Genomic DNA, 21,711 nt, shown 5'->3' with positions numbered 1-21,711 from the left:
TGTCTGCTCCTGGCTACTCCCGGCCCGGCAGCCGCCGTGCGACCGGCGGCATCGAGATCTCGAACCACACGACCTTGCCGGTGCTCAGCCGGGTCGCGCCCCAGCGCCGCGCGAGGCGGTTGACCAGGTACAGGCCCCGGCCGCCCTCGTCCGACGGGCGGGCCTGGCGCAGCCGCGGCAGCTGCGGCACGTCGTCGCCGACCTCGCAGCGCAGTACGTCCGTGCGCAGCAGCCGCAGCGTGATCGGCCGCTCCGCGTACCGCACGGCGTTGGTGACGACCTCGCTGACCAGCAGCTCGACCTGGTCCGTCAGCTCTTCCAGGTCCCAGCGCTGCAGCGCCCTGCGGGCGAGGCGGCGGGCCTGTCCGGCGGTCTGCGCCTTCGGGTCGAGGTACCAGTACGCCACGTCGCTCGGCGCGATCCCGTCGAAGCGGGCCGCGAGCAGCGCGATGTCGTCGTCCCGGTCGCCCGGGCCGAGCATGTCCAGCACCTCGTCGCAGAGCGGCTCCAGCGGCGGCGGGTTCGGACCGGTCAGCCGGGCCGTCTCCGTCAGCCGCTCGCGGAGCTGCTCTATGCCGGTCCACACGTCCCGTATCCGGGACTCCACCAGGCCGTCGGTGTACAGGACCAGCGTCGCGCCGGCGGGCGCGTCCAGCTCGACCGCCTCGAAGTCCACGCCGCCGACGCCGATCGGGGCGCCGGGCGGCACGCGCAGGACCTCGGCGCGGCCGCCGCGGTGCAGCATGACCGGCGGCGGATGACCGGCGTTGGCGACGATGATGCGGTGCGCGACCGGGTCGTAGACCGCGTACAGGCAGGTCGCCATCCGGTCCGTGCCGAGCCGCTGCGCCTGCTCGTCGAGGTGGTGCAGGACCTCCTGCGGCGGCAGGTCGAGCCCGGCGAGGGTCTGCGCGGTCGTGCGCAGCTGCCCCATGATCGCCGCCGAGGTCATCGAATGACCCATCACATCGCCGACGACCAGGGCCACTCGGGACCCCGGCAGCGGGATCGCGTCGTACCAGTCGCCGCCGACCCGCGCGGTCTCGGCGGCCGGGAGGTACCGGCTGGCGAGGCGCACGCCCGTGGGCTGCGGGAGGGAGTCGGGCAGCATCGTGCGCTGCAGCGCGTCGGCGATGTACGCCTCGCGCCCGTACAGCACCGCCTTGTCCACGCCGAGCGCCGTGTGGGTCGCCAACTGGGCCGCCACCAGCAGGTCGTCCGGCTCGAACGCCGGGCGGTCCGGGCGGCGCAGGAAGACCGCGGCGCCGATCACCCGGCGGCGGCCGCGCAGCGGCGCCAGGATGACGCGCTGGCCCTGCGGCATCCGCGTGCCGGTGCCGAGCAGTTCGGGCAGTGCCGCCTGCGCGGCCTGTGCCTCGCCGAAGAGCGGACGCACCCCGCGCAGCACCTCGGCCAGCGGCCCGCCGGGCACGACCTCGGCGAGCTCGGCCGCCATCCCGCCCATCGCCGGGCCCAGATCGGGCTGTGCGGGCAGGGTGGGCAGCCGGCCGCCGTTGGTGTCGGCCTCCTCGGGGATCCGGTCGGTGCGCCGCAGCCGCAGCACGACGGGGCCGGCCGGCCGCTCGTCGCCCACGGGCAGCGGGTCGCGCAGGTACACCAGGATCGCGTCGGCGAACGTCGGGACCGTCGCCCGGCACAGACCCAGCACGATCTCGTCCAGGTCGATGCCGCGCGCGATCCGCCGGGTGGCCGCGCCCACGAAGCGCAGCCGGTCGCCGCCGGGCTGCCGGGCCGGCATCGGCTCACCCCCCTCGGCCGGATGTGCCGAACGGGCCGGCGGCGCCTCCGGGCGCGCCGGCTCCGGGGCCTGGCGCCGGCTGTTGCCGCCGCCCTGGCCGCGGCCGCGGCGCGGCGCCGGAGGCGGTACCGCGGGCTCCTGGGGCCGCTGCCGGGCGCGGCCTTCGCCGTCCCGCGGCCGTCCGATGCCGCTCGTGCCGCCGCCCTCGTGCGGGCCGGGCCCGTCGTCCGGCTCCTCGGCACGGGACCGGGCCCGGCCGGCCGCGCCGTGCGCCGTGCCGTTGTCGGAGACGCCGGTGGGGCCGCCGGCGGCGTCGCCGCCCGGGCCGCCGGCCTGGGTGTGGCCGCCGGCGCCCTGCGCGGCATTGCGGTTGGCGGCGTCGGCGATCCGCCGGTCCCGGGGCCGCCGGCGCTTCCTCCCGCTGCGCCCCGGGGGCGCGGGCAGTTCACCGGGACCACCGGAGGGGCGCCCCGGCGGTCCTGATGCCGCGGAGCCGGGCAGGCCGGAACCGGGCAGGGCGGAGCCGGGGAGATCGGCGGGGGCGGGGCCGACGGGCCGTCGCAGGGCGTCGCGCGGATCGGCGGCGCCGTGCGCCGTCGTCTCCGGCAGCCCCCGCGGCGGCATGGCCGGGGGCGCGGCCGGCAAGGGTGCCGGTCGCGGCTCGTGGGAGGTGGGGTGCTCCGTCACGCGTGGGATTCCATCCGTCCGGGGCTGCGCGCCTGGCGCGCTGCGTCTCAAGCGCGTCGCAGGTGCAGGAAGAGCTGGATTTCGGGTGGCACGTCCGTACTGGCCGGGGCATACGCATACGAGTCCTCCCCGGTGACTTCGAAACCCGCGTCGCGCACGACATGGCGCAAGTCGTCCCGCAGGTAACCCGATACCCGGATCGTGTGGCCCAGGAACGGAATCGGGTAGTCGTCCACGTCGGACTCGACCATCGACAGGGCGAGCAGCCCGTCCGGCCGCAGCAGGCAGTGCAGCATCCGCAGCGCGTACGGGATTTCCGCGCGCGGCAGCATCAGCAGGGAGAAGAAGGCGGCGGCACCGTCGAAGGAACCGGGACCGCCGAGCCGGCCGTCCCGCAGGTCCGCGAGGTCGAGGTGGTGGAACTCGGCGGACGGAACGTTCTCCCGCGCCGCCTTGACCATGGTGGCGGAGAGGTCGACGCCCACGACCCGGTGGCCGGCGCCGAACAGCTGAGCGGCGGTGGGCAGGCCCGTACCGCAGCCGACGTCCAGTACACGGGAGCCGTCCGGCAGCGAAGCCGCGAGCCAGGCACCGGCGGCGCGCTGTCCCTCCTTGTGGGGGAACGCGCTGTCGTAGGCCCCGGCGATCGCGTTGAACGCCTCGGCCTGCCCGGCCCGGTCCAGTGCTAACCGGTTCAGGCCCTCGTACCCGTCGTAGCTGTCGCTCACGACCCCGCCCCTCCTGCGACCGCGGTCAAGTTCGGTTTCCAGTTCTGGAGTTGCGTCTGTGCCTTCTTGCGCCCTCTTGCGGAGGACGATCCTACGTTTGAACCAGTGGTGTGCAGCAAGGGGGCTCGCCCCTGAGCATCGTTTCAATGGGAACGCATGTTCCCAGAAGTCGCTGCATTTCGGGCGGTTCTGTCGCCTCCGGGGCCGGACTCACCACTCTTGCGGGTGCGGATTTCGCACAAGCGGCCGCTTTTTGGCGGCCGGTCACACGGGCGGTCACGCGGTGGCGTCATGAGGGGGAGGGGTCCCGCGCCCGGTCCCAGTCGTCCGGCAGCACCGGCAGGCCCCACTGCGGATCGGGCCGCCAGTGCTCCCAGCCGTCCGTGAACGGCGCGTCCCACGCGGTGATCCGCTCGACCGCGGCCCTGCCCGCGGCCCGTACCTCCTCGGCCTGCGCGGCCGGCATCAGCCCGTCGGCCTGCGCCTGCGCGAACTCGTCCTCGTCCCGCCACTCCCAGTGCCGGTCCGGGTAGACCGCGATGTCCAGGAAGTGGTCCTCGGAGTCCACGCCGCCGGACCAGCGGCGGCGCGGCTCCTCCAAGTTCACGTACCAGTTCTTGAACCGCCAGCCGCGCTCCCAGAAGAGCCACACCGACCACGGCTCCCCGGGCCGGGCGAGCTTGAGCACGCCGGTGCCGAACCAGCGGTCCCGCACCACGCGCCGCGGCTTGGTGTACCGGCTGGCCAGCGGCTCGCGGTGGACGAGCGTGCCGTCCGCGAGCACGGGCTTCACGCAGTTGGTGCCCGGCGCCAGCCAGACGGCGAGCAGCTCGTCGGTGTCCTGGACGACGGTGACGGGCCGGCAGATGTGGAAGCGGTCGGTGGCGTTGCCGCGATAGCGCCACAGGATGTGTTCGCCCGGCGCCCAGCGCGCGGTACCGGACGTATGGCCGTCCCTGGTCTCCACCGTATCCGCTGTCATGCGCAGATCTTAGGCGGGGAACCGGCGCACCGCCGTGACATGGGCCGCAGCGAACGTCACGGATGCGTCATGCGCAGCACGTCCAGTGCCTCGTCCAGTTGGGCCTCGGTCAGCGCACCGCGTTCGACGTATCCGGACTCGATCACCACCTCGCGGATGGTCTTCCGCTCGGCCAGCGACTTCTTGGCCACCTTCGCCGCTTCCTCGTACCCGATGTACTTGTTGAGCGGCGTGACCACGGAAGGGGAGGACTCGGCGTATTCCCGGGCCCGTTCGACGTTGGCGGTGATCCCGTCGACCGTACGGTCCGCCAGCAGCCGCGCGACATTGGCCAGAAGTCGCACCGACTCCAGGACGTTCTTGGCGATCACCGGCAGCATCACGTTCAGCTCGAAGTTGCCCGCCGCGCCCGCCGCGGCGACCGTCGCGTCGTTCCCCGTCACCTGTGCGGCCACCATCAGGACCGCCTCGGGAATGACTGGATTGACCTTCCCCGGCATGATCGACGAGCCGGGCTGGAGGTCCGGCAGCGTGATCTCGGCGAGTCCGGTACGCGGCCCGGACGCCATCCAGCGCAGGTCGTTGGCGATCTTCGTGAGGCCGGTCGCGATGGTGCGCAGCTGGCCGCTGGTCTCCACGATGCCGTCCCGCGCGCCCTGCGCCTCGAAGTGATTGCGGGCCTCGGTCAGCGGCAGCCCGGTGGTCCGCGCCACCTCCGCGATCACCGCGGCGGCGAAGCCGGGCGGGGTGTTGATGCCGGTGCCCACCGCCGTGCCGCCCAGGGGCAGTTCGGCGAGCCGGGGCAGCGAGGCGGTCAGCCGCTCCACGCCGTACCGGACCTGAGCCGCGTACCCGCCGAACTCCTGGCCCAGCGTCACGGGCGTGGCGTCCATCAGATGCGTCCGCCCCGACTTCACGACCTCCTTGAACTCCTCGGCCTTGCGCTCCAGCGCGGCCGCCAGATGCTCCAGCGCGGGCATCAGGTCCGCGGTAACGGCCGCGGTGGCCGCGATGTGGATAGAGGAAGGGAAGACGTCGTTGGAGGACTGGCTGGCGTTGACGTGGTCGTTGGGGTGCACGTCCCGGCCCAGCCGCTCGGTCGCGAGGGTGGCCAGTACCTCGTTGGTGTTCATGTTGGAGGACGTGCCGGAGCCGGTCTGGAAGACGTCGACGGGGAAGTGGTCGTCCCAGCGGCCCTCGGCGACCTCCGCCGCGGCCTCCTGGATCGCCCGCGCGACGTCCGCGTCCACCACGCCCAGTTCGGCGTTGACCTTCGCCGCCGCGGCCTTGATCCGGGCCAGCGCCTCGATGTGCGCCCGCTCCAGCCGCTGTCCCGAGATGGGGAAGTTCTCCACCGCGCGCTGGGTTTGCGCGCGCCACTTGGCGTCGGCGGGGACCCGTACCTCGCCCATGGAGTCGTGCTCGATCCGGAAGTCGCCCGACGCGCTCAAGGATGTGCCGTTGTCGCTCATGCCTATGTCAGTACCCGGGGACGGACATCTGTTCCCGGGTACTGATCCGATTCGGCGAATGCGGCGCGCTTCACCTTCCGACGGCGCCGCTCCGTGGCGTCACCACTCGCGGGAGCGGCGGGCCTCGGCGCGCGAGTCGTCCAGCGCCGCCCACCGCAGTGGGTGCGTCGGATGCCCCACGACCTCGTCGATCTCCGTGTGCGCCTTGTCCATCAGCTGTCCGGCGATGTCCATGAGCGCCCGTGCGCCCGCGATCTCCTCACCGACCCGGAGCTGTTCCGGGTCGGTGGGATGGCGGTCGGCGCGGCCGTGGCCTCGGCATTCCGTGCCGTCGCCGAGCCGCAGCAGGGCGGCGGCCTTGGTGCGGTTGCCGTCCTCCGTGAATTCCATTTCGACGTGCCAGCCGACCAGCGTGTGTGTCTGCATGGTGGCTCACCTCCAGCGGTCCCTCTTCTCAGAGTGCGCCGCCGGAGCGCTGATCACCACATCTGGGAGCCGCGGAGTACGGCCGGTCCGCGTTACGCGCCCTGGCGCACCGGGATGCTGGTGAAGGTCGGCGCCGGAGCCGGGTCCTGGAAGAAGTCGTTGCCCTTGTCGTCCACCACGATGAACGCCGGGAAGTCCTCGACCTCGATCCTCCAGACCGCCTCCATGCCGAGCTCCTCGTACTCCAGGACCTCGACCTTCTTGATGCAGTCCTGGGCGAGCCGGGCCGCCGGGCCGCCGATGGAGCCCAGGTAGAAGCCGCCGTGCGCGTGGCAGGCCTCGGTGACCTGCTGCGAGCGGTTGCCCTTGGCCAGCATGATCTTCGAGCCGCCGGCCGCCTGGAACTGCTCGACGTACGCGTCCATCCGGCCCGCCGTCGTCGGGCCGAACGAACCGGAGGCGTAGCCCTCGGGCGTCTTGGCCGGGCCCGCGTAGTACACCGGGTGGTTCTTCAGGTACTCCGGCATCTCCTCGCCGGCGTCGAGGCGCTCCTTGATCTTCGCGTGCGCGATGTCACGGGCGACGACGAGCGTGCCGGTGAGCGAGAGGCGGGTCTTGACCGGGTGCTTGGTCAGCTCGGCCAGCATCTCGTCCATCGGACGGTTCAGGTCGATCTTGACGGCGTCCAGGTCCGGGCCCGCGCCCTCGGTCAGCTCCTCGTCCGTGGTCTCGGGGAGGAAGCGCGCCGGGTCGGTCTCCAGCTGCTCCAGGAAGACGCCCTCGGCGGTGATCTTCGCGACGGCCTGGCGGTCCGCGGAGCAGGACACCGCGATGGCGACCGGGCAGGAAGCGCCGTGCCGGGGGAGACGCACCACGCGCACGTCGTGGCAGAAGTACTTGCCGCCGAACTGCGCGCCGATCCCGATCTTCTGCGTCAGCTCGAAGACCTTCTCCTCCAGCTCGGTGTCACGGAAGCCGTGGCCGGTGGGGGAGCCCTCGGTGGGCAGCTCGTCGAGGTAGTGCGCGGAGGCGTACTTCGCGGTCTTCAGCGCGTACTCGGCGCTCGTACCGCCGACGACGATCGCGAGGTGGTACGGCGGGCACGCGGCCGTGCCGAGCGAGCGGATCTTCTGCTCCAGGAACTTCATCATGGAGCCCTCGTTGAGGACCGCCTTGGTCTCCTGGAAGAGGAAGGACTTGTTGGCCGAGCCGCCGCCCTTGGCCATGAAGAGGAACTTGTACGCGTCACCGTCGTTCGCGTACAGCTCGATCTGCGCCGGCAGGTTGGAGCCGGTGTTCTTCTCGTCCCACATGGTCAGCGGGGCCATCTGCGAGTACCGCAGGTTGAGCTTGGTGTACGCGTCGTAGATGCCGCGCGAGAGGGCTTCCTCGTCGCCGCCCTGGGTCAGCACGTTCTGGCCGCGCTTGCCCATGACGATCGCGGTGCCGGTGTCCTGGCACATCGGGAGCACGCCCGCCGCCGCGATGTTCGCGTTCTTCAGCAGGTCCAGGGCGACGAACTTGTCGTTGCCGGACGCCTCGGGGTCGTCGATGATCTTGCGGAGCTGGCCGAGGTGCTCGGGGCGCAGGTAGTGCTGGATGTCGTGGATCGCCGCTTCCGCCAGCTTGCGCAGCGCCTCCGGCTCGACCTTGAGGAACGTCCGGCCGTCCGCCTCGAAGGTGCTGACACCCTCCTTGGTGATCAGGCGGTACGGGGTCTTGTCCTCGCCCGTGGGCAGAAGGTCGGTATAGGCGAATTCCGGCATTGCGGCCAATCCTCACTCGACGGTGACTTCGCTGTCATCAACGGCAGCCTCAACAGCGTAGAACGCCATGAGCGGGCCGCCGCTGTGAGGTAAGGCTCAGTCGCCGTCTCGGTCCCCGTCTCAGTCGTCGTTCTCACAACTCCCTTAGAAGTCGTGTGCAGGGTGCCGTCGCATGACACGTTTCCTGAAAGCCGCGACCGGTACCCGCAAGCGGCGGGCCGCGCTCGCCGCGCTGGCCGGTACCGCGCTGACCGCGAGCACGTTCACCGCGCTGCAGGCGTACGCCGGGCCCGCGGACTCCGGTGCCGACGGGGGCACGGTCGCGCTGCGCATCAAGGGCGGCGAGGCGCACATCGACCCCCGTACGCTGCGGATCACCGCCCGTACGACGAGCGGTACGGAGTCCGTGCTCTCCGCGGCGGCAGCGGAGTCGCTGGGCACCCCGACCCCGGTCTCCCGCCACGGCGCCACCTCGGCGAGCTGGTCCTACCCCGACCGCGGGCTCACCGTTTCGGCGGCCGCCCGCGACGGGCGGCTCGTCGTCGACCTGCACGCGAAGAAGGACGGCAGCCTGGGCTGGCCGTCGGCGGGCGCGGCCTCCACCACGGACGCGAAGGGCGCCGCGATCGAGCTGCCGCGCGGCGAGGGCCTGCGCATCCCCGTCGCCGACCCGTTCTGGAACTCCGCGCAGGGCGGGCTCACCGGCGAGGAGGGCATCGACCTCAAGGACCTGACGATGCCCTTCTGGGGCACCACGGCGGGCGGCCACGGCGTGAGCACCCTCGTACCCACCGACCTCGGCACCCAGCTGCGGTTCCGCTCCACCGGCGGGCGGCTGCAGACCGCCGCGAGCCACGACTTCAGTCGCGCGGACGGTACGGACGACTACACGGTGGCCTTCTCGCTGACCGACGGCTCGCCGGTCGCGGCGGCCAAGGACTACCGCCGGTACCTCGCCGCCAAGGGGCAGCTCGGCAGCCTGAAGCAGAAGATCCGCAAGAACCCCGAGGTCGCCAAGTTGATCGGCGCCCCGCACGCCTACGTATGGGGCGACGGCCGCAGCGCGAAGACCGTCGAGCGGCTCAAGAAGCTCGGCATCTCCCGCATGTGGCTCGGTTACGACGCCGACGGCGACCCCATGTCGAAGGAGGCCGTCGCCGCCGCCAAGAAGGCGGGCTACCTCGTCGGCCCGTACGACAGCTGGGACAACGCGCAGGACCCGAAGAGCGCCGACACCAGCGTGGCGAAGTGGCCGGACCGGCTGTGGCCCGACGGCTGTGTGCACGACGCGGACGGCAAGCCGGAGGGCGGCTTCGGCGGCCGCGGCTGCTACCTCAGCTCGCAGGCGCTCGCGGACGCCGAGCCGCAGCACCACTATCTGGCCGACCGCGCCAAGGACATGACCGCCAACGGCGTGAACAGCTACTTCCTCGACGTCGACGCCACCGGCGAGCTCTTCCGGGACCACACGCCGGGCCACCCGATGACGCAAGGCCAGGACCGCAAGAACCGCCTGCAGCGGATGCGCGGGGTGTCCGGGGGCGCCCTCACCGGCGGCCGCCCGTACGTCCTCGGCTCGGAGTCGGCCGGCTCCTGGGCGAACCAGGTGATCGACTTCAGCCATGGCTCCAGCACGCCGGTCCACGACGGCCTGTGGAAGGCCGAGCGCGACAAGAAGACCTGGGGCGGCTACTGGCCCAAGGGGCGGCCCGGCATGTTCTTCAAGCCCGCGACGCTGGACAGGTCCGTCGCCCGCGCCATGTTCGACCCCCAGTACCGGGTGCCGCTGTACGAGACGGTGCTGCACGACTCGGTGGTCAGCACCGACCGCTGGGAGCTCTCCCTCTACAAGCTGCCGGAGCAGAAGAAGGAGCGCGCGCTGCTCGCCATGCTCTACAACACCCCGGTCAACCTGGCGCTCGACGGCAAGGTGCTGGACGAGCACGGCAAGGAGATCGCCGCCATGCAGCGCTTCTTCGCGGGCATCCAGAAGGCCGCGGGGACGGAGGCGATGACGGACTTCCGTACGCTCACCGCCGATCACCAGGTCCAGCGGACCACCTTCGGCGGCGGCAGCGGCCTGAAGATCACCGCCAACTTCGGCAGCAAGGCGTACCGCGGCCTGCCGGGCGGCTGCGTCCAGGCCACCGGCCGCGGGCTGGACGGGCCGCAGCGGTTCTGCCCGGAGGACTGAGACCGGCGCCCCCTGAGATCGGGGACGGCGCGCCCTAGTTGCGATCTATCGCGTCTCGCTACGCTACGGATGTGGACGCATCTGACAACGGGGGACAGCGCCCCGCACCCGTGGACCTCACCAAGCCCGTACAGGCCCCGCTCGCCGAGGCCGCGATCCGGGCGTCGGACGCCGACCGGGACCGCATCGCCGCGATCCTGCGCGAGGCCCTGGCGGAGGGCCGGCTGGACGCCGAGGAGCACGCCGAGCGCATCGACGGCGTCTACCGCGCCAAGACGATGGGCGAGCTGGAGCCGCTGATCGGCGACCTGCCCGCCGGCCGGGAGCGGGCGGTTGCGGACCGGACGGCGGCCGCGTACGCCCCGGAGCCGCCCGCCGGCTCCGGGGCCGCCACCCTCGTCGGTCTCTTGAGCTCAGCGGTCCGCAAGGGCCGCTGGCGGGCGCCCGCGCGGATCTCCGCGGTGGCCGTCCTCGGCTCCGTGGAGATCGACCTGACCGAGGCGCTCTTCACGCACCAGCACCTCCACATCAACGCCGTCTCCGTCCTCGGCAGCGTGGAGATCCGGGTACCGGAGAACGTGACGCTGCACGGCGGCGGCTCCGGCGTGCTCGGCTCCTTCGAGGCCGAGACGTACGAGTCGGACGACCCGGCGGCGCCGGTGATCACGGTGAACGGCTTCGCGCTGCTCGGCAGCGTCGAGGCCAGGCCGAAGCGCGGCAAGTGGGTACGTGATCTGCAGGACCGGATGCACGGCCGGCTGCACGGCCGGACGCGGGACCGCGGGGAGCGGCGGCACGGGCACATGTAACCCGGATGCGCGGGCACATGTAATGCACAGCTGTAAGGGGCGCCGCATCCGACGCTGCTTTCAACCCGTACGCCACGGTGTGCATAGAGCCGCGTACAGCGGGTAGGGCTGGTGCATCGTCTCTCGTACGGCTGCGGGGTGTGCGAAACGTCGTGCGCAGCGAGACGGGCAAGTGGTGACTGAAATCGCCGAGCCGTCGTCAGGAGTAGACCGTGCTGCTACCGCATCAGCCCCTGCAGGACGCCGCAGTCGTGCCCGCCCAGCGAGTGCCCGCCAGGGACGAGGCGGGGCCCTGGCACTCCGAGGCGGTGTGCCGACGGGACGAGGCGGGACTCTTTTTCGCGCCGTCGAAGGAGCCGACGGCCGCCCGGCTGGCCAGGGAGGAAGCCGCGAAGCGGGTCTGTGCCCGCTGCCCAGTGATGATCGAGTGCCGCGAGCACGCCCTGCTCCAGCCCGAGCCGTACGGCGTCTGGGGCGGCCTGACCGCCGCCGAGCGCCGCGTCGTCCTGGCCCGCCGCCGGCGCCGCGACGCCGAGCTGCAGCGCTCGGCCCGGATGCCGGCCGCGGGCTGACGTCCGTACGACCCATAGCAACGGCCCGGTGCCCCACCGCGAGAGCGGCGGGGCACCGGGCCGTCGGTCTGCCGGGCGGGCCTCAGCTGGGCCGCTCGAAGTCGATCGAGCTGTAGGCTCGCAGCTTGGAGAGCCGGTGCTCGGAGTCGATCTGCCGGATCGTGCCGGACTTGGAGCGCATCACCAGCGACTGGGTGGTGGCGGTCTCCGCGCGGTAGCGGACGCCGCGCAGCAGCTCGCCGTCGGTGATGCCGGTGGCGACGAAGAACACGTTCTCGCCGCTGACCAGGTCATCGGTGTGCAGTACGCGGTCCAGGTCGTGCCCCGCGTCCAGTGCCCGCTGCCGCTCCTCGTCGTCCTTGGGCCACAGCTTGGCCTGGATCGTGCCGCCCAGGCACTTGATCGCGCACGCCGTGATGATGCCCTCGGGGGTGCCGCCGATGCCCAGCAGCAGGTCCACGCCGGTGCCTTCGCGTACGGCCATGATCGCGCCGGCCACGTCGCCGTCGGCGATGAACCGGATGCGGGCGCCCGCCTCGCGGATCTCCTTGACGATGCCGTCGTGCCGGGGGCGGTCCAGGACGACGACGGTGACGTCCTCGGGGCTGGAGCGCTTGGCCTTGGCGATACGGCGGATGTTCACGCCGACCGGCGCGTTGATGTCGACGTAGTCGGCCGCGTCCGGGCCCGTGACCAGCTTGTCCATGTAGAAGACCGCGGACGGGTCGAACATGGAGCCGCGGTCGGCGACGGCCATGACGGAGACGGCGTTGGCCATGCCCTTGGCCGTCAGCGTCGTACCGTCCACGGGGTCCACGGCCACGTCGCACTCGGGGCCGGTCCCGTCGCCCACGCGCTCGCCGTTGTACAGCATCGGCGCGTGGTCCTTCTCGCCTTCGCCGATGACGACCACGCCGTTCATGGAGACGGTGTGAATCAAGGAACGCATGGCCTTGACCGCGGCGCCGTCCGCGCCGTTCTTGTCGCCACGGCCGACCCAGCGGCCCGAGGCCATGGCACCGGCCTCGGTGACCCGGACCAGTTCGAGTGCGAGGTTGCGATCGGGGGCCTCTGGGCTGACCTCGAGCTGGGACGGCAGATGATGCTCGGTCATCGGAGCGCACCTTTCTGTACGGCGACGGCCGGTTAGGTGAGGGTTCGCTTGACCTTATCGCTATGTCGAGAAAATGAGCAGAGGGGTCCACGGATGAGCGCCGCTTCCCGGCCGGGGTACGGCGGAGGCGCGGTGGGTGGGGGCCTTGTCCGGGCCGTTCCCGGCATGGGGGACCATAGGGGGCGTGGCTGGTATGCGAGGCAAGCAGACGGTGCGGGACATGGTCCTGTCGATGGCGGTGATCGGCGTGGTCGTCGCGGCGATTTACTTCTTCATCCCGCACGACGACAGCAAGGACGCCCAGAACAGCGCGGTGAAGACCGTCGGCTATCGGGTCGAGCTCTCGACCGCCCGGCGCGCGGCGACGTATCCGGTCGCGGCGCCCGAGGGGCTGCCCAAGGGCTGGCGCGCCACCTCCGTCTCGTACGAGGCGAGCGACGACGGCCGCGGTGGCGCCTGGCACCTGGGCTTCCTCAGCCCGAAGGACCAGTACGCGGCGGTCGAGCAGAGCGACGCGCCGGCGCGCGAGTACATCAAGAAGGTCACGCTGAACGCCACCCCGGCCGGCGGCAGCCGGCAGGTCGACGGCGCCCGCTGGGACGAGTACAAGGGCGACACGTACAAGGCCCTCGTGCGCAAGGAGTCCGGCCACACCACGGTCGTCACCGGCACCGCGTCCTACGACGGGCTCGCGGAGCTGGCGGGCGCGCTCAAGACGAAGTAGCGGCGTCACGACGTACGAACAAGAGGCCGCCGCACCCGGAGCGGGTGCGGCGGCCTCTTGTCGTGCGCGAGTCGTGCGCGAGGGGCTCAGACCGTGGTCGCGGCGTCCTCGAAGGACAGGCGCGGCGAGCGCGGGAAGAAGGCGTCCTGGCCCGGCTTGCCGATGTTGATCACCATGAAGGACTTCTGCTTGCCGTCGCCGAAGAACTCCTTGTCGACGGCGGTGAAGTCGAAGCCGGTCATCGGGCCGGCGGCCAGGCCCGCGGCGCGGACGCCGAGGATGAAGTAACCGGCCTGCAGGGTGGCGTTCTGGGTACCGGCGACCTCGCGCGCGGCGGCCTCGGAGAAGAACGTGTCCTTGATGCCGGGGGCGTGCGGGAAGAGCTCCGGCAGCTTCTCGTGGAAGTCCAGGTCCACGGAGAGGATGACGGTCAGCGGGGCCGACAGCGTCTTCGGGCCGTTGGCGCCCATGGCGTGCTCGACGAGGCGCTTGCGGGCGTCCTCGGAGCGGACCAGCGTCAGGCGCAGCGGCGACTGGTTGAAGGCGGTCGGGGCGAACTTCACCAGGTCGTAGATGGCCTGAACCTGCTCGTCGGTGACCGGCTCGTCCGTGAACGTGTTGGCGGTCTGGGCCTCGCGGAAGAGGAGGTCAGCAGCGGCGGCGTCAAGGGCGAGAGTCATGGAGGGCACCTCGGTGATTCGTGGTGGTTCCGGGCCGGGAACGGTCCGGTCGTACACCCTCCACTTTAACGCCGATAGGTTAACCTTCAACTAAAACGCGGGGGTTGTGAGCGGATTCACATGGGCGGTCGCGGTGGGTGGGACGGGTCCTGCCGTACTCGGACGGGCCCGGCCGCGCCCCGGCGGAGGCCCGGTTACTCCTCCGCCTCTTCCTCCTCCGCCAGCGCAGCGTCCAGCCGGGCGCGGGCGCCGTCCAGCCAGCGCCGGCACACCTTCGCCAGCTCCTCGCCGCGCTCCCACAGCGCGAGCGACTCCTCCAGCGTCGTGCCGCCCGCCTCCAGGCTGCGGACGACCTCGATCAGCTCGTCCCGCGCCTGCTCGTACCCGAGCGTGGACGTCACGTCCGGCGCGCCCGCCGCCTCCGTACCGGCTTCGCCGTCCGTGTCCATGCCCGTGTCCGTCTTCGCCTTGGCCATGCGCCCCAGCCTAAGCGGGGGGTGTGACAGCGCCGTCCACGCGCCGGACCGTGAAATCGCCCTCGGCCACCCGGGCGCGCAGCTCCTCGTCCGCGCCGACCTCCTCCGGCGCGCGGACCGCGCTGCCGTCGGAGCGCTGCAGTACCGCGTAGCCGCGCTCCAGCGTCGCCTTGGGGGAGAGCGCCACCACCCGCGCGAGGGTGTGCGACAGCTCGGAGTCGGCCCGGTCCAGCAGATGGCCCAGCGTGCGCCGGCCGCGCTCCAGCAGGGCGGTGACCTGCTCCTCGCGGGCCTCCACCATGCGGTGCGGCTCCCGTATGCACGGCCGGTTCAGCGCGCCCGCGAGGCCGCGCTCCTCGCGGTCCAGGAAGCCGGTGACCGAGCGCAGCGCGCGCTCCCGGAGGTGCTGGATGCGGACCAGCTCCTCGCCCACGTCCGGTACGACCTTCTTCGCCGCGTCCGTCGGCGTCGAGGCGCGCAGGTCGGCGACCAGGTCCAGCAGCGGGCTGTCCGGCTCGTGCCCGATCGCCGACACGACGGGCGTACGCGCCTGGCCCACGGTCCGTACGAGCTGCTCGTCCGAGAACGGCAGCAGGTCCTCCACGCTGCCGCCGCCCCGCGCCACGATGATCACGTCCACGTCCGGCCGGGCGTCCAGCTCCCGCACCGCCTCGATGACCTGCGGTACGGCATGCACCCCCTGCACCGCGACGTTCCGCACCTCGAAGCGGACGGCGGGCCAGCGGTGCCGGGCGTTCTCCAGAACGTCCCGCTCGGCCGCGCTCGCCCGGCCGCAGACCAGCCCGATCAGCTGCGGCAGGAACGGCAGCGGGCGCTTGCGCTCCGCCGCGAACAGCCCCTCGGCGGCCAGCGCCTTCTTCAGCATCTCCAGCCGCGCCAGCAGCTCGCCGACGCCGACCGGCTTGATCTCGGCGGCCCGCAGCGAGAGCTGGCCGCGCGGCGCGTACCACTCCGGCTTCGCGTGCACCACGACCCGGGCGCCCTCGCTGATCACGTCCGCGACCTTGTCGAAGACCTGGCGGTAACACGTCACGCTCACCGAGATGTCGTGCGACGGGTCGCGCAGCGTCATGAAGACGACGCCCGCGCCGGGCCGCCGCGAGAGCTGGGTGATCTGCCCCTCGACCCACACCGCGCCGAGCCGGTCGATCCACCCGCCGATCAGGCGGGATACCTCGCCCACCGGGATGGGGGTCTCTGCGGACGTCTGTAGAGCCATGTGCCGAGGGTATCGGCGGGGTCCGACAGTGGGGGCGTGCCGGGTGCGGCGCCGTCGCACGGGGGCGCTGCCCCCGGACCCCCGGTCCTCAAGCGCCGGACGGGCTGGTTTTTCCGCCGGACTTCCCGCGCCTCGCGTACTGCGCAGCCAGCACCACCAACCCCACCACCAGCCAGGCCCCGCCCACCACCTGGGCCGTCGGGGACGCCTCGACGATCACCGCGACGACCACCGCCAGGCCCAGCAGCGGGATGATCACGTGGGCCAGTACGCCCCGTGCCGCGGCCCGCTTGCGGAGCCAGAAGTAGCCGATCACCGAGGCGTGCAGCAGCCCGAAGGCGGTCAGCGCGCCGACGTTCACGATCGAGGACAGATGGTCCAGGCCGTCGTCCCGGCGCGCCGCCCACACGGCCGCGACGAGCGTGACCACCGCCGCGCCCAGCAGCGCCCGGCGCGGTACCCCGCTCCCCGCGTCCACCTTCGCCATCGCCCCCGGCAGCCGCCGGTCCCGGGCCATCGCGAAGAGCAGCCGGCCGGCCGCCGCCTGCCCGGCCAGCGCCGCGAACGCCGCGCCGATCGCCTTGCTCGCCGCGACCAGCTTCTGCAGCCACTCGCCGGCCGCCGCGTTCGCCGTCGCGTAGAAGGCGTCGCCCTGCTCGGCCGGCTTCGCCGCCAGCTCGGCCGCCGACATCGGCGCGAGCAGCGCGGCCAGGTACGTCTGCAGGGCGAACAGCACGCCCGCCACCACCAGGCAGGTCAGCACCGCCCGCGCCACCCGCTGCCCGCCCCCGGACGCCTCCTCGGCGAACGCGGCGATCGCGTCGAAGCCCAGGTACGACAGCACCGCCACCGACACCGCCGCCAGTACCGCGGTCATCGAGAAGCCGCCCTCACCCGTGAGCGGCACCGTCCAGCCGCGCTGCGCGCCGTCCGTCGCCAGCACCCACACCGCCGCCACGACGAAGACCACCAGCACCGCGATCTCCATCGCCAGCACCAGGAAGCCGACGACGGCCGCGGTCCGTACGCCCCACAGGTTCAGCAGCGTGGTCACGACGACCGCGACCGCCGTCCAGATCCACTGGTGCACCGACGGCACCAGGGAGTGCAGCGCGATCCCGGAGAAGAGGTACGCCACCGCCGGGATCAGCAGGTAGTCCAGCGCCGCCATCCAGCCGGCGACGAACCCCGCGCCCTCGCCCAGACCGACCCGGGCATACGTGTAGACCGAGCCGGCCTGTGGCGCGACCCGCACCATCTGCGCGTACGAGTACGCCGTGAAGGCCATCGCGATCGTCGCGACGACGTACACGAGGGTGATCGCGCCGTGCGACTTGGCCTGCAGCGTCCCGAAGATGCCGACCGGCGCCATCGGGGCGATGAAGAGCAGGCCGTAGACGATCAGGTCCCGGAAGGACAGGGACCGCTTCAGCCGGGCGCCGGCGGCCAGGGTGGCGCCGGCGGCGCCGGCGGTGCCCGGGGAGCCGTCGGGGTCGGGAGCGCCGCCGGACGGGGGCTGCGGCTCGGCCGTTGGGGACATGGCGGACACCTCTGCAGTACGAACGGGCCGCCGGCGATCGACGGCCTCACATGATCGTCGGCCGTACCGCCGCTTCGGGCAAGCCGCCCTGCCGTACCGGTATCCGCCCTGAGTCCGTACCGGCATCCGCCCTGGATGCGCTGTGTTCCGACCCCTGGCCATGCCTTCCGTTCGCCGCCGGCCCGACCCGTACGATGGGGACCATGACCACCCCGACTTCCCGCCGCGTCCTCCTCGCCGCCCCCCGTGGATACTGCGCCGGCGTGGACCGAGCCGTCATCGCCGTCGAGCAGGCCCTGCAGCAGTACGGCGCGCCCGTCTACGTACGTCACGAGATCGTCCACAACAAATACGTGGTCAAGACGCTGGAGAAGAAGGGTGCGATCTTCGTCGAAGAGACGGAGGAAGTGCCCCCGGGCAACATCGTCATCTTCTCCGCGCACGGCGTCGCGCCGGTCGTCCACGACGAGGCCAAGCGCGGCAAGCTCGCCACTATCGACGCCACCTGCCCGCTGGTCACCAAGGTCCACAAGGAAGCCGTCCGCTACGCCAAGGAGGACTACGACATCCTCCTGATCGGCCACGAGGGCCATGAAGAGGTCATCGGCACCAGCGGCGAGGCCCCCGACCACATCACCCTGGTCGACGGCCCGGACGACGTGCAGAACGTCGAGGTCCGCGACCCGGACAAGGTCGTCTGGCTCTCCCAGACCACCCTGTCGGTCGACGAGACCATGGAGACGGTCGACGCCCTCAAGGGCCGCTACCCCAACCTCCTCTCCCCGCCCAGCGACGACATCTGCTACGCCACGCAGAACCGCCAGACGGCCGTGAAACAGATGGGCGCCGACTCCGACCTCGTGATCGTCGTCGGCTCCAAGAACTCCTCCAACTCCGTCCGCCTGGTCGAGGTCGCGCTGGGCGCCGGCGCCAAGGACGCGCACCTGGTCGACGGCGCCGACGAGATCGACGAGGCCTGGCTGGAAGGCGTCGGCACGGTCGGCGTCACCTCCGGCGCCTCCGTCCCGGAGGTCCTGGTCGAGGGCGTACTGGAGTGGCTGGCGCAGCGCGGCTACGAGGACGTGGAGACCGTCACCGCCGCCACCGAGTCCATCCACTTCTCGCTGCCCAAGGAGCTCCGCCGCGACCTGCGCGCGGAGGCCAAGGCGGCGACGGACGGCGAGTCCGCCGGGGAGTGACCCGACAGGCACACCGGCCGGTTCGTCTGCGGACGACCGGCCGGTTCGCCTTTTGAGGGGGCATTCGAGGGGGATGAAGGGGTGCATTTGAGGGGTGAACCGGCCCCTCCCCGCCTAGCCTTTCCCCATGAACGTATTCGGCGTGGACATCGGCGGTTCGGGCATCAAGGGCGCCCCTGTGGACCTGGAACGCGGCGAGCTCGCGGAGGAGCGCTTCAAGGTGCTCACCCCGCACCCGGCCACCCCGGAAGCGGTCGCCGACGGCGTCCGGCAGGTCGTCGAGCACTTCGGCTGGTCGGGGCCGGTGGGGGCGACGTTCCCGGGGGTGGTCATGGGCGGGGTGACCCGTTCGGCGGCCAATGTCCACAAGTCCTGGATCGGCACCGACGCCGTCTCCCTGCTGACCTCCCGGCTCGGCGGCGAGGCCGGCGGCTGCGAGGTCACGGTACTGAACGACGCGGACGCGGCCGGGCTCGCCGAGATGCACTTCGGGGCGGCCCGCGGCCGGATGGGCACGGTCATCATGCTGACCCTGGGCACCGGCATCGGCAGCGCCGTGTTCACCGACGGGCAGCTCGTCGCCAACACCGAGCTCGGCCACCTCGAACTGGACGGTCACGACGCCGAGACCCGCGCCTCGACCCGGGTCAAGGACGAGGAGGACCTGAGCTGGCACGAATGGGCGCCCCGGCTGCAGAAGTACCTCCGGCACGTCGAGATGCTCTTCACGCCCGAGCTGTTCGTGATCGGCGGCGGGGTGAGCCGCAAGGCCCACAAGTTCCTGCCGCTGATCGAGGGCGTCAGGGCCGAGATCGTGCCTGCGCAGCTTCAGAACAACGCGGGGATCGTGGGGGCCGCAATGGCCGCCCGGCGGGCTTCCCACCCGGCTGCTGCCGCTCCCGCCCCTGGTCAGGACGCCGGTCTCGGGGCCGCCGACCCCCGCCCCGGTGGACCTCGTGACGCTGCGCGCGCCGCCGGAGGATGAGCAGGCCCTTCCGTACGCCGACGATCAGCACGCTGAGGGCCGTGCCGAGGTAGAGCCAGCCCGCGTTGACCGCGAGCAGCGTGAAGACGCCCATCAGCAGGCTGCCCGCGCCGTCCCCGCCGCGCGCGACGGGCAGGCTGCCGACGGTGTACGCGATCGGCAGCGTGACGGGCGCGACGACCAGGTCGTACGGGCGTACCCACAGCGCTCCGGCGGCCCCCGCCAGCACGAAGCCGACGCCGTACACGGCCGGCGAGCCGCCCGCCAGCAGCCGGTCCAGGCAGGCCAGGACCAGCAGTGCGAGGGTGGTCAGCAGCGCACAGCCCAGCCCGGTCAGCTTCGGCGCCGGCACCCTGCGGGCCAGCGCGGCGAGCGGGCCCGGCAGCACGCGGCGGGCGCCCGCCCGGTAGACGGTCGAGGTCTCGGCGATGGCGGGACCGGCGGCCGGCGCGGGGGCATGCGCGGCGGACCGGCCGCCGCGGGCCGCGGGCGGCCGCCCGGACCGGGGCGGACTGTGCTGAGGTGCGCGCGCTTCGTGTTGCTCCACTCGCCAACGGTAGGCCGCTAAGTGGGATTAATAGCCCGTAGGACACGCGCTTTCCCCGACGATGACCTCGGATTCCACGACGATGGCGCCGGTCGGGGGTACGGAAGCGGTACGGAGACGGGTACGTACGGGGCACCCGGCAGCCCCCGGACCGGAGCGCACCGGCCGCCCGCCCCTCCCCGTAGACTGGTGGATCGGCCCACCCGGGCCGCTGCCCGCCCACCCCACCTCCCGTCGGAAGTCGAGTCGCCAACGTGTCGCTCACGATCGGAATCGTCGGTCTGCCGAATGTCGGCAAGTCGACCATGTTCAACGCCCTGACCAAGAACGACGTACTGGCGGCCAACTACCCGTTCGCCACCATCGAGCCGAACGTCGGCGTCGTGGGCGTCCCCGACCCCCGCCTGGCCAAGCTCGCCGAGATCTTCTCGTCCGAGAAGATCCTCCCGGCCACCGTCGACTTCGTCGACATCGCCGGCATCGTGCGCGGCGCCTCCGAGGGCGAGGGCCTGGGCAACAAGTTCCTCGCGAACATCCGTGAGTCCGACGCGATCTGCCAGGTCATCCGCGCCTTCAAGGACGAGAACGTCGTACACGTCGACGGCAAGGTCTCGCCCAAGGACGACATCGAGACGATCAACACCGAGCTGATCCTCGCCGACCTCCAGACCATCGAAAAGGTCCTCCCGCGCCTCCAGAAGGAATCGCGCATCAAGAAGGACGTGGCCCCCAAGGTCAAGGCCGTCGAAGAGGCCAAGGCCATCCTGGAGGAGGGCCGCACCCTCTTCTCCGCCGGCATCGTCCAGGGCTCGGGCAACGAGGAGCTCCTCCACGACCTCCACCTCCTCACCACCAAGCCCTTCCTCTACGTCTTCAACGTCGACGAGGACGAGCTGACCGACGAGGACTTCAAGAACGAGCAGCGCGCGCTCGTCGCCCCCGCCGAGGCGATCTTCCTCAACGCCAAGCTGGAGGCCGACCTCGCCGAGCTGGACGAGGACGAGGCCCTGGAGCTCCTCCAGTCCGTCGGCCAGGAGGAGCCGGGCCTGGCGACCCTCGCCCACGTCGGCTTCCGCACCCTCGGCCTGCAGACCTACCTCACGGCCGGCCCCAAGGAATCCCGCGCCTGGACGATCAAGAAGAACGCCACCGCCCCCGAGGCCGCCGGCGTCATCCACACCGACTTCCAAAAGGGCTTTATCAAGGCCGAGGTCATCTCCTTCGAAGACCTGGTCGAGTGCGGCTCCGTCGCCGACGCCCGCTCGGCGGGCAAGGCCCGCATGGAAGGCAAGGACTACGTCATGCAGGACGGCGACGTGGTGGAGTTCCGCTTCAACGTCTGATCCGCCCAGCGAAAGGCCGTCCGACCTGCGGTGGAGCGGGGCGGGCGGCCTTTGTGGTCCGTGTACCGCCCGAGGCCTCCTGTCGCAGCAACGAAGCAGCCTGATGGCCGCCTGGGGCTGGGAGTTTCCCATGGGCCTCATCGAGGCGGACGAGAGCCCGGAACAGGATGCCGCCCGAGAGGTCGAGGAGGAGACCGGCTGGCGGGTCGACTCGATGAAACCCCGGCTCGCTGGTGGGCCTGTTGTACCTGCTGCTGGACGAGGCCACCAAGAGCACCGGCTGAGCGACCTTGAGTAATTCGGGTGGTGGTGGGCGCGGACGCGCCTGTCCTGGTACTTGACTGCCTGCTTCCGAACCTCCGAAGCCTGGTCACAGCGTCGAAGGTGTCGGCCGCCGCGGCGAGATCCAAGGCGACCGGTTGTGGTGTTCCCACAGTCGAGTTCGTTCTTCGCCCGCGCGGGCCGCGG

General features: G+C 71.8%; 19 protein-coding genes and 1 pseudogene. 8 read left to right on the top strand and 12 right to left on the bottom strand.

Annotation, left to right across the window (positions count from 1 at the left end; all coding sequences use genetic code 11):
- Positions 1-13: 13 nt before the first annotated feature.
- From IF04_RS0130905 to IF04_RS0130880, 6 genes are all read right to left on the bottom strand, one after another.
- A complete protein-coding gene (locus IF04_RS0130905) occupies positions 14-2,446 on the bottom strand; it encodes a SpoIIE family protein phosphatase (RefSeq protein ID WP_030265344.1) in 2,433 nt (810 codons plus the stop codon).
- A gap of 47 nt (positions 2,447-2,493) precedes the next feature.
- On the bottom strand, positions 2,494-3,174 hold the full coding sequence (locus IF04_RS0130900; RefSeq protein WP_030265341.1) for a class I SAM-dependent DNA methyltransferase: 681 nt from the start codon (positions 3,172-3,174) through the stop codon (positions 2,494-2,496).
- A 289-nt stretch (positions 3,175-3,463) separates the two neighbouring features.
- Positions 3,464-4,156, bottom strand: coding sequence for a cytidylyl-2-hydroxypropylphosphonate hydrolase (gene fomD, locus IF04_RS0130895; protein ID WP_030265338.1), 693 nt, complete (start codon positions 4,154-4,156; stop codon positions 3,464-3,466).
- Between the two features lie 56 nt (positions 4,157-4,212).
- Positions 4,213-5,628: a class II fumarate hydratase gene (locus tag IF04_RS0130890; protein WP_051831711.1), complete on the bottom strand. Its 1,416-nt coding sequence runs from the start codon at positions 5,626-5,628 to the stop codon at positions 4,213-4,215.
- Positions 5,629-5,727: 99 nt separating this feature from the next.
- Complete coding sequence (locus IF04_RS0130885) at positions 5,728-6,054, bottom strand: DUF1876 domain-containing protein (protein WP_051831710.1); 327 nt, start codon at positions 6,052-6,054, stop codon at positions 5,728-5,730.
- A 92-nt stretch (positions 6,055-6,146) separates the two neighbouring features.
- Positions 6,147-7,820 (bottom strand): fumarate hydratase, encoded by a 1,674-nt coding sequence (locus IF04_RS0130880; RefSeq protein ID WP_030265329.1) that lies wholly within the window; start codon positions 7,818-7,820, stop codon positions 6,147-6,149.
- Between the two features lie 172 nt (positions 7,821-7,992).
- On the opposite strand from IF04_RS0130880, the gene IF04_RS0130875 reads away from it, so the two are divergent.
- From IF04_RS0130875 to IF04_RS0130865, 3 genes are all read left to right on the top strand, one after another.
- On the top strand, positions 7,993-10,014 hold the full coding sequence (locus IF04_RS0130875) for a glycoside hydrolase (protein WP_051831709.1): 2,022 nt from the start codon (positions 7,993-7,995) through the stop codon (positions 10,012-10,014).
- A gap of 110 nt (positions 10,015-10,124) precedes the next feature.
- Complete coding sequence (locus IF04_RS0130870) at positions 10,125-10,823, top strand: DUF1707 SHOCT-like domain-containing protein (protein ID WP_051831708.1); 699 nt, start codon at positions 10,125-10,127, stop codon at positions 10,821-10,823.
- Between the two features lie 212 nt (positions 10,824-11,035).
- Positions 11,036-11,395 carry a WhiB family transcriptional regulator gene (locus IF04_RS0130865; RefSeq protein ID WP_030265320.1) on the top strand — a complete coding sequence of 120 codons (360 nt, stop codon included), beginning with the start codon at positions 11,036-11,038 and terminating at the stop codon, positions 11,393-11,395.
- 82 nt (positions 11,396-11,477) lie between these two features.
- Here IF04_RS0130865 and glpX read toward each other — a convergent pair whose 3' ends face one another.
- The gene (gene glpX / locus IF04_RS0130860; RefSeq protein WP_030265316.1) at positions 11,478-12,509 is read right to left on the bottom strand and encodes a class II fructose-bisphosphatase; all 1,032 of its coding nucleotides are present in this window, start codon (positions 12,507-12,509) and stop codon (positions 11,478-11,480) included.
- Between the two features lie 193 nt (positions 12,510-12,702).
- Here glpX and IF04_RS0130855 point away from each other — a divergent pair, with 193 nt between their 5' ends.
- Entirely contained in the window at positions 12,703-13,233 is a 531-nt protein-coding gene (locus tag IF04_RS0130855) for a DUF4245 domain-containing protein (RefSeq protein ID WP_030265312.1), read from the top strand.
- An 86-nt stretch (positions 13,234-13,319) separates the two neighbouring features.
- Here the strand turns inward: IF04_RS0130855 and IF04_RS0130850 are convergent, their stop codons facing one another.
- The 4 genes from IF04_RS0130850 to IF04_RS0130835 all read right to left on the bottom strand — a co-directional run bounded on the left by IF04_RS0130850 (position 13,320) and on the right by IF04_RS0130835 (position 17,169).
- Positions 13,320-13,913, bottom strand: coding sequence for a malonic semialdehyde reductase (locus IF04_RS0130850; protein ID WP_030265309.1), 594 nt, complete (start codon positions 13,911-13,913; stop codon positions 13,320-13,322).
- Positions 13,914-14,107: 194 nt separating this feature from the next.
- Complete coding sequence (locus IF04_RS0130845) at positions 14,108-14,389, bottom strand: exodeoxyribonuclease VII small subunit (protein WP_030265306.1); 282 nt, start codon at positions 14,387-14,389, stop codon at positions 14,108-14,110.
- Positions 14,390-14,399: 10 nt separating this feature from the next.
- Positions 14,400-15,629, bottom strand: a complete 1,230-nt coding sequence (gene xseA / locus IF04_RS0130840) for an exodeoxyribonuclease VII large subunit (RefSeq protein WP_063829553.1) — start codon at positions 15,627-15,629, stop codon at positions 14,400-14,402.
- Positions 15,630-15,717: 88 nt separating this feature from the next.
- Positions 15,718-17,169, bottom strand: a complete 1,452-nt coding sequence (locus tag IF04_RS0130835; protein ID WP_078601019.1) for an APC family permease — start codon at positions 17,167-17,169, stop codon at positions 15,718-15,720.
- Between the two features lie 194 nt (positions 17,170-17,363).
- On the opposite strand from IF04_RS0130835, the gene IF04_RS0130830 reads away from it, so the two are divergent.
- Positions 17,364-18,368 carry a 4-hydroxy-3-methylbut-2-enyl diphosphate reductase gene (locus IF04_RS0130830; RefSeq protein WP_078601033.1) on the top strand — a complete coding sequence of 335 codons (1,005 nt, stop codon included), beginning with the start codon at positions 17,364-17,366 and terminating at the stop codon, positions 18,366-18,368.
- Between the two features lie 127 nt (positions 18,369-18,495).
- Positions 18,496-19,353 carry a polyphosphate--glucose phosphotransferase gene (gene ppgK / locus IF04_RS0130825; RefSeq protein WP_051831707.1) on the top strand — a complete coding sequence of 286 codons (858 nt, stop codon included), beginning with the start codon at positions 18,496-18,498 and terminating at the stop codon, positions 19,351-19,353.
- A gap of 67 nt (positions 19,354-19,420) precedes the next feature.
- Here ppgK and IF04_RS40295 read toward each other — a convergent pair.
- Positions 19,421-19,705: pseudogene (locus IF04_RS40295) on the bottom strand (DUF6542 domain-containing protein); the annotation flags it as partial.
- Between the two features lie 449 nt (positions 19,706-20,154).
- Here IF04_RS40295 and ychF point away from each other — a divergent pair.
- On the top strand, positions 20,155-21,243 hold the full coding sequence (gene ychF / locus IF04_RS0130815) for a redox-regulated ATPase YchF (RefSeq protein ID WP_030265290.1): 1,089 nt from the start codon (positions 20,155-20,157) through the stop codon (positions 21,241-21,243).
- A gap of 103 nt (positions 21,244-21,346) precedes the next feature.
- Positions 21,347-21,541, top strand: coding sequence for an NUDIX domain-containing protein (locus IF04_RS40440; protein WP_030265287.1), 195 nt, complete (start codon positions 21,347-21,349; stop codon positions 21,539-21,541).
- Positions 21,542-21,711 lie beyond the last annotated feature (170 nt).

This window comes from Streptomyces violens (assembly GCF_000717745.1).
Lineage (GTDB): Bacteria > Actinomycetota > Actinomycetes > Streptomycetales > Streptomycetaceae > Streptomyces > Streptomyces violens.
The sequence above is the reverse complement of the archived record's forward strand: the minus strand, read 5'-3'. Positions and strand labels throughout refer to the sequence as shown.

What these genes read in the sequence shown, in the direction of transcription:
- fomD (WP_030265338.1), bottom strand. Translation starts at nt 4,156, where the DNA reads ATGACAGCGGATACGGTGGAGACCAGGGACGGCCATACGTCCGGTACC.
- IF04_RS0130890 (WP_051831711.1), bottom strand. Translation starts at nt 5,628, where the DNA reads ATGAGCGACAACGGCACATCCTTGAGCGCGTCGGGCGACTTCCGGATC.
- IF04_RS0130885 (WP_051831710.1), bottom strand. Translation starts at nt 6,054, where the DNA reads ATGCAGACACACACGCTGGTCGGCTGGCACGTCGAAATGGAATTCACG.
- IF04_RS0130880 (WP_030265329.1), bottom strand. Translation starts at nt 7,820, where the DNA reads ATGCCGGAATTCGCCTATACCGACCTTCTGCCCACGGGCGAGGACAAG.
- IF04_RS0130875 (WP_051831709.1), top strand. Translation starts at nt 7,993, where the DNA reads ATGACACGTTTCCTGAAAGCCGCGACCGGTACCCGCAAGCGGCGGGCC.
- glpX (WP_030265316.1), bottom strand. Translation starts at nt 12,509, where the DNA reads ATGACCGAGCATCATCTGCCGTCCCAGCTCGAGGTCAGCCCAGAGGCC.
- IF04_RS0130855 (WP_030265312.1), top strand. Translation starts at nt 12,703, where the DNA reads ATGCGAGGCAAGCAGACGGTGCGGGACATGGTCCTGTCGATGGCGGTG.
- IF04_RS0130850 (WP_030265309.1), bottom strand. Translation starts at nt 13,913, where the DNA reads ATGACTCTCGCCCTTGACGCCGCCGCTGCTGACCTCCTCTTCCGCGAG.
- IF04_RS0130845 (WP_030265306.1), bottom strand. Translation starts at nt 14,389, where the DNA reads ATGGCCAAGGCGAAGACGGACACGGGCATGGACACGGACGGCGAAGCC.
- xseA (WP_063829553.1), bottom strand. Translation starts at nt 15,629, where the DNA reads ATGGCTCTACAGACGTCCGCAGAGACCCCCATCCCGGTGGGCGAGGTA.
- IF04_RS0130835 (WP_078601019.1), bottom strand. Translation starts at nt 17,169, where the DNA reads ATGTCCCCAACGGCCGAGCCGCAGCCCCCGTCCGGCGGCGCTCCCGAC.
- IF04_RS0130830 (WP_078601033.1), top strand. Translation starts at nt 17,364, where the DNA reads ATGGGGACCATGACCACCCCGACTTCCCGCCGCGTCCTCCTCGCCGCC.
- ppgK (WP_051831707.1), top strand. Translation starts at nt 18,496, where the DNA reads ATGAACGTATTCGGCGTGGACATCGGCGGTTCGGGCATCAAGGGCGCC.
- IF04_RS40440 (WP_030265287.1), top strand. Translation starts at nt 21,347, where the DNA reads ATGGCCGCCTGGGGCTGGGAGTTTCCCATGGGCCTCATCGAGGCGGAC.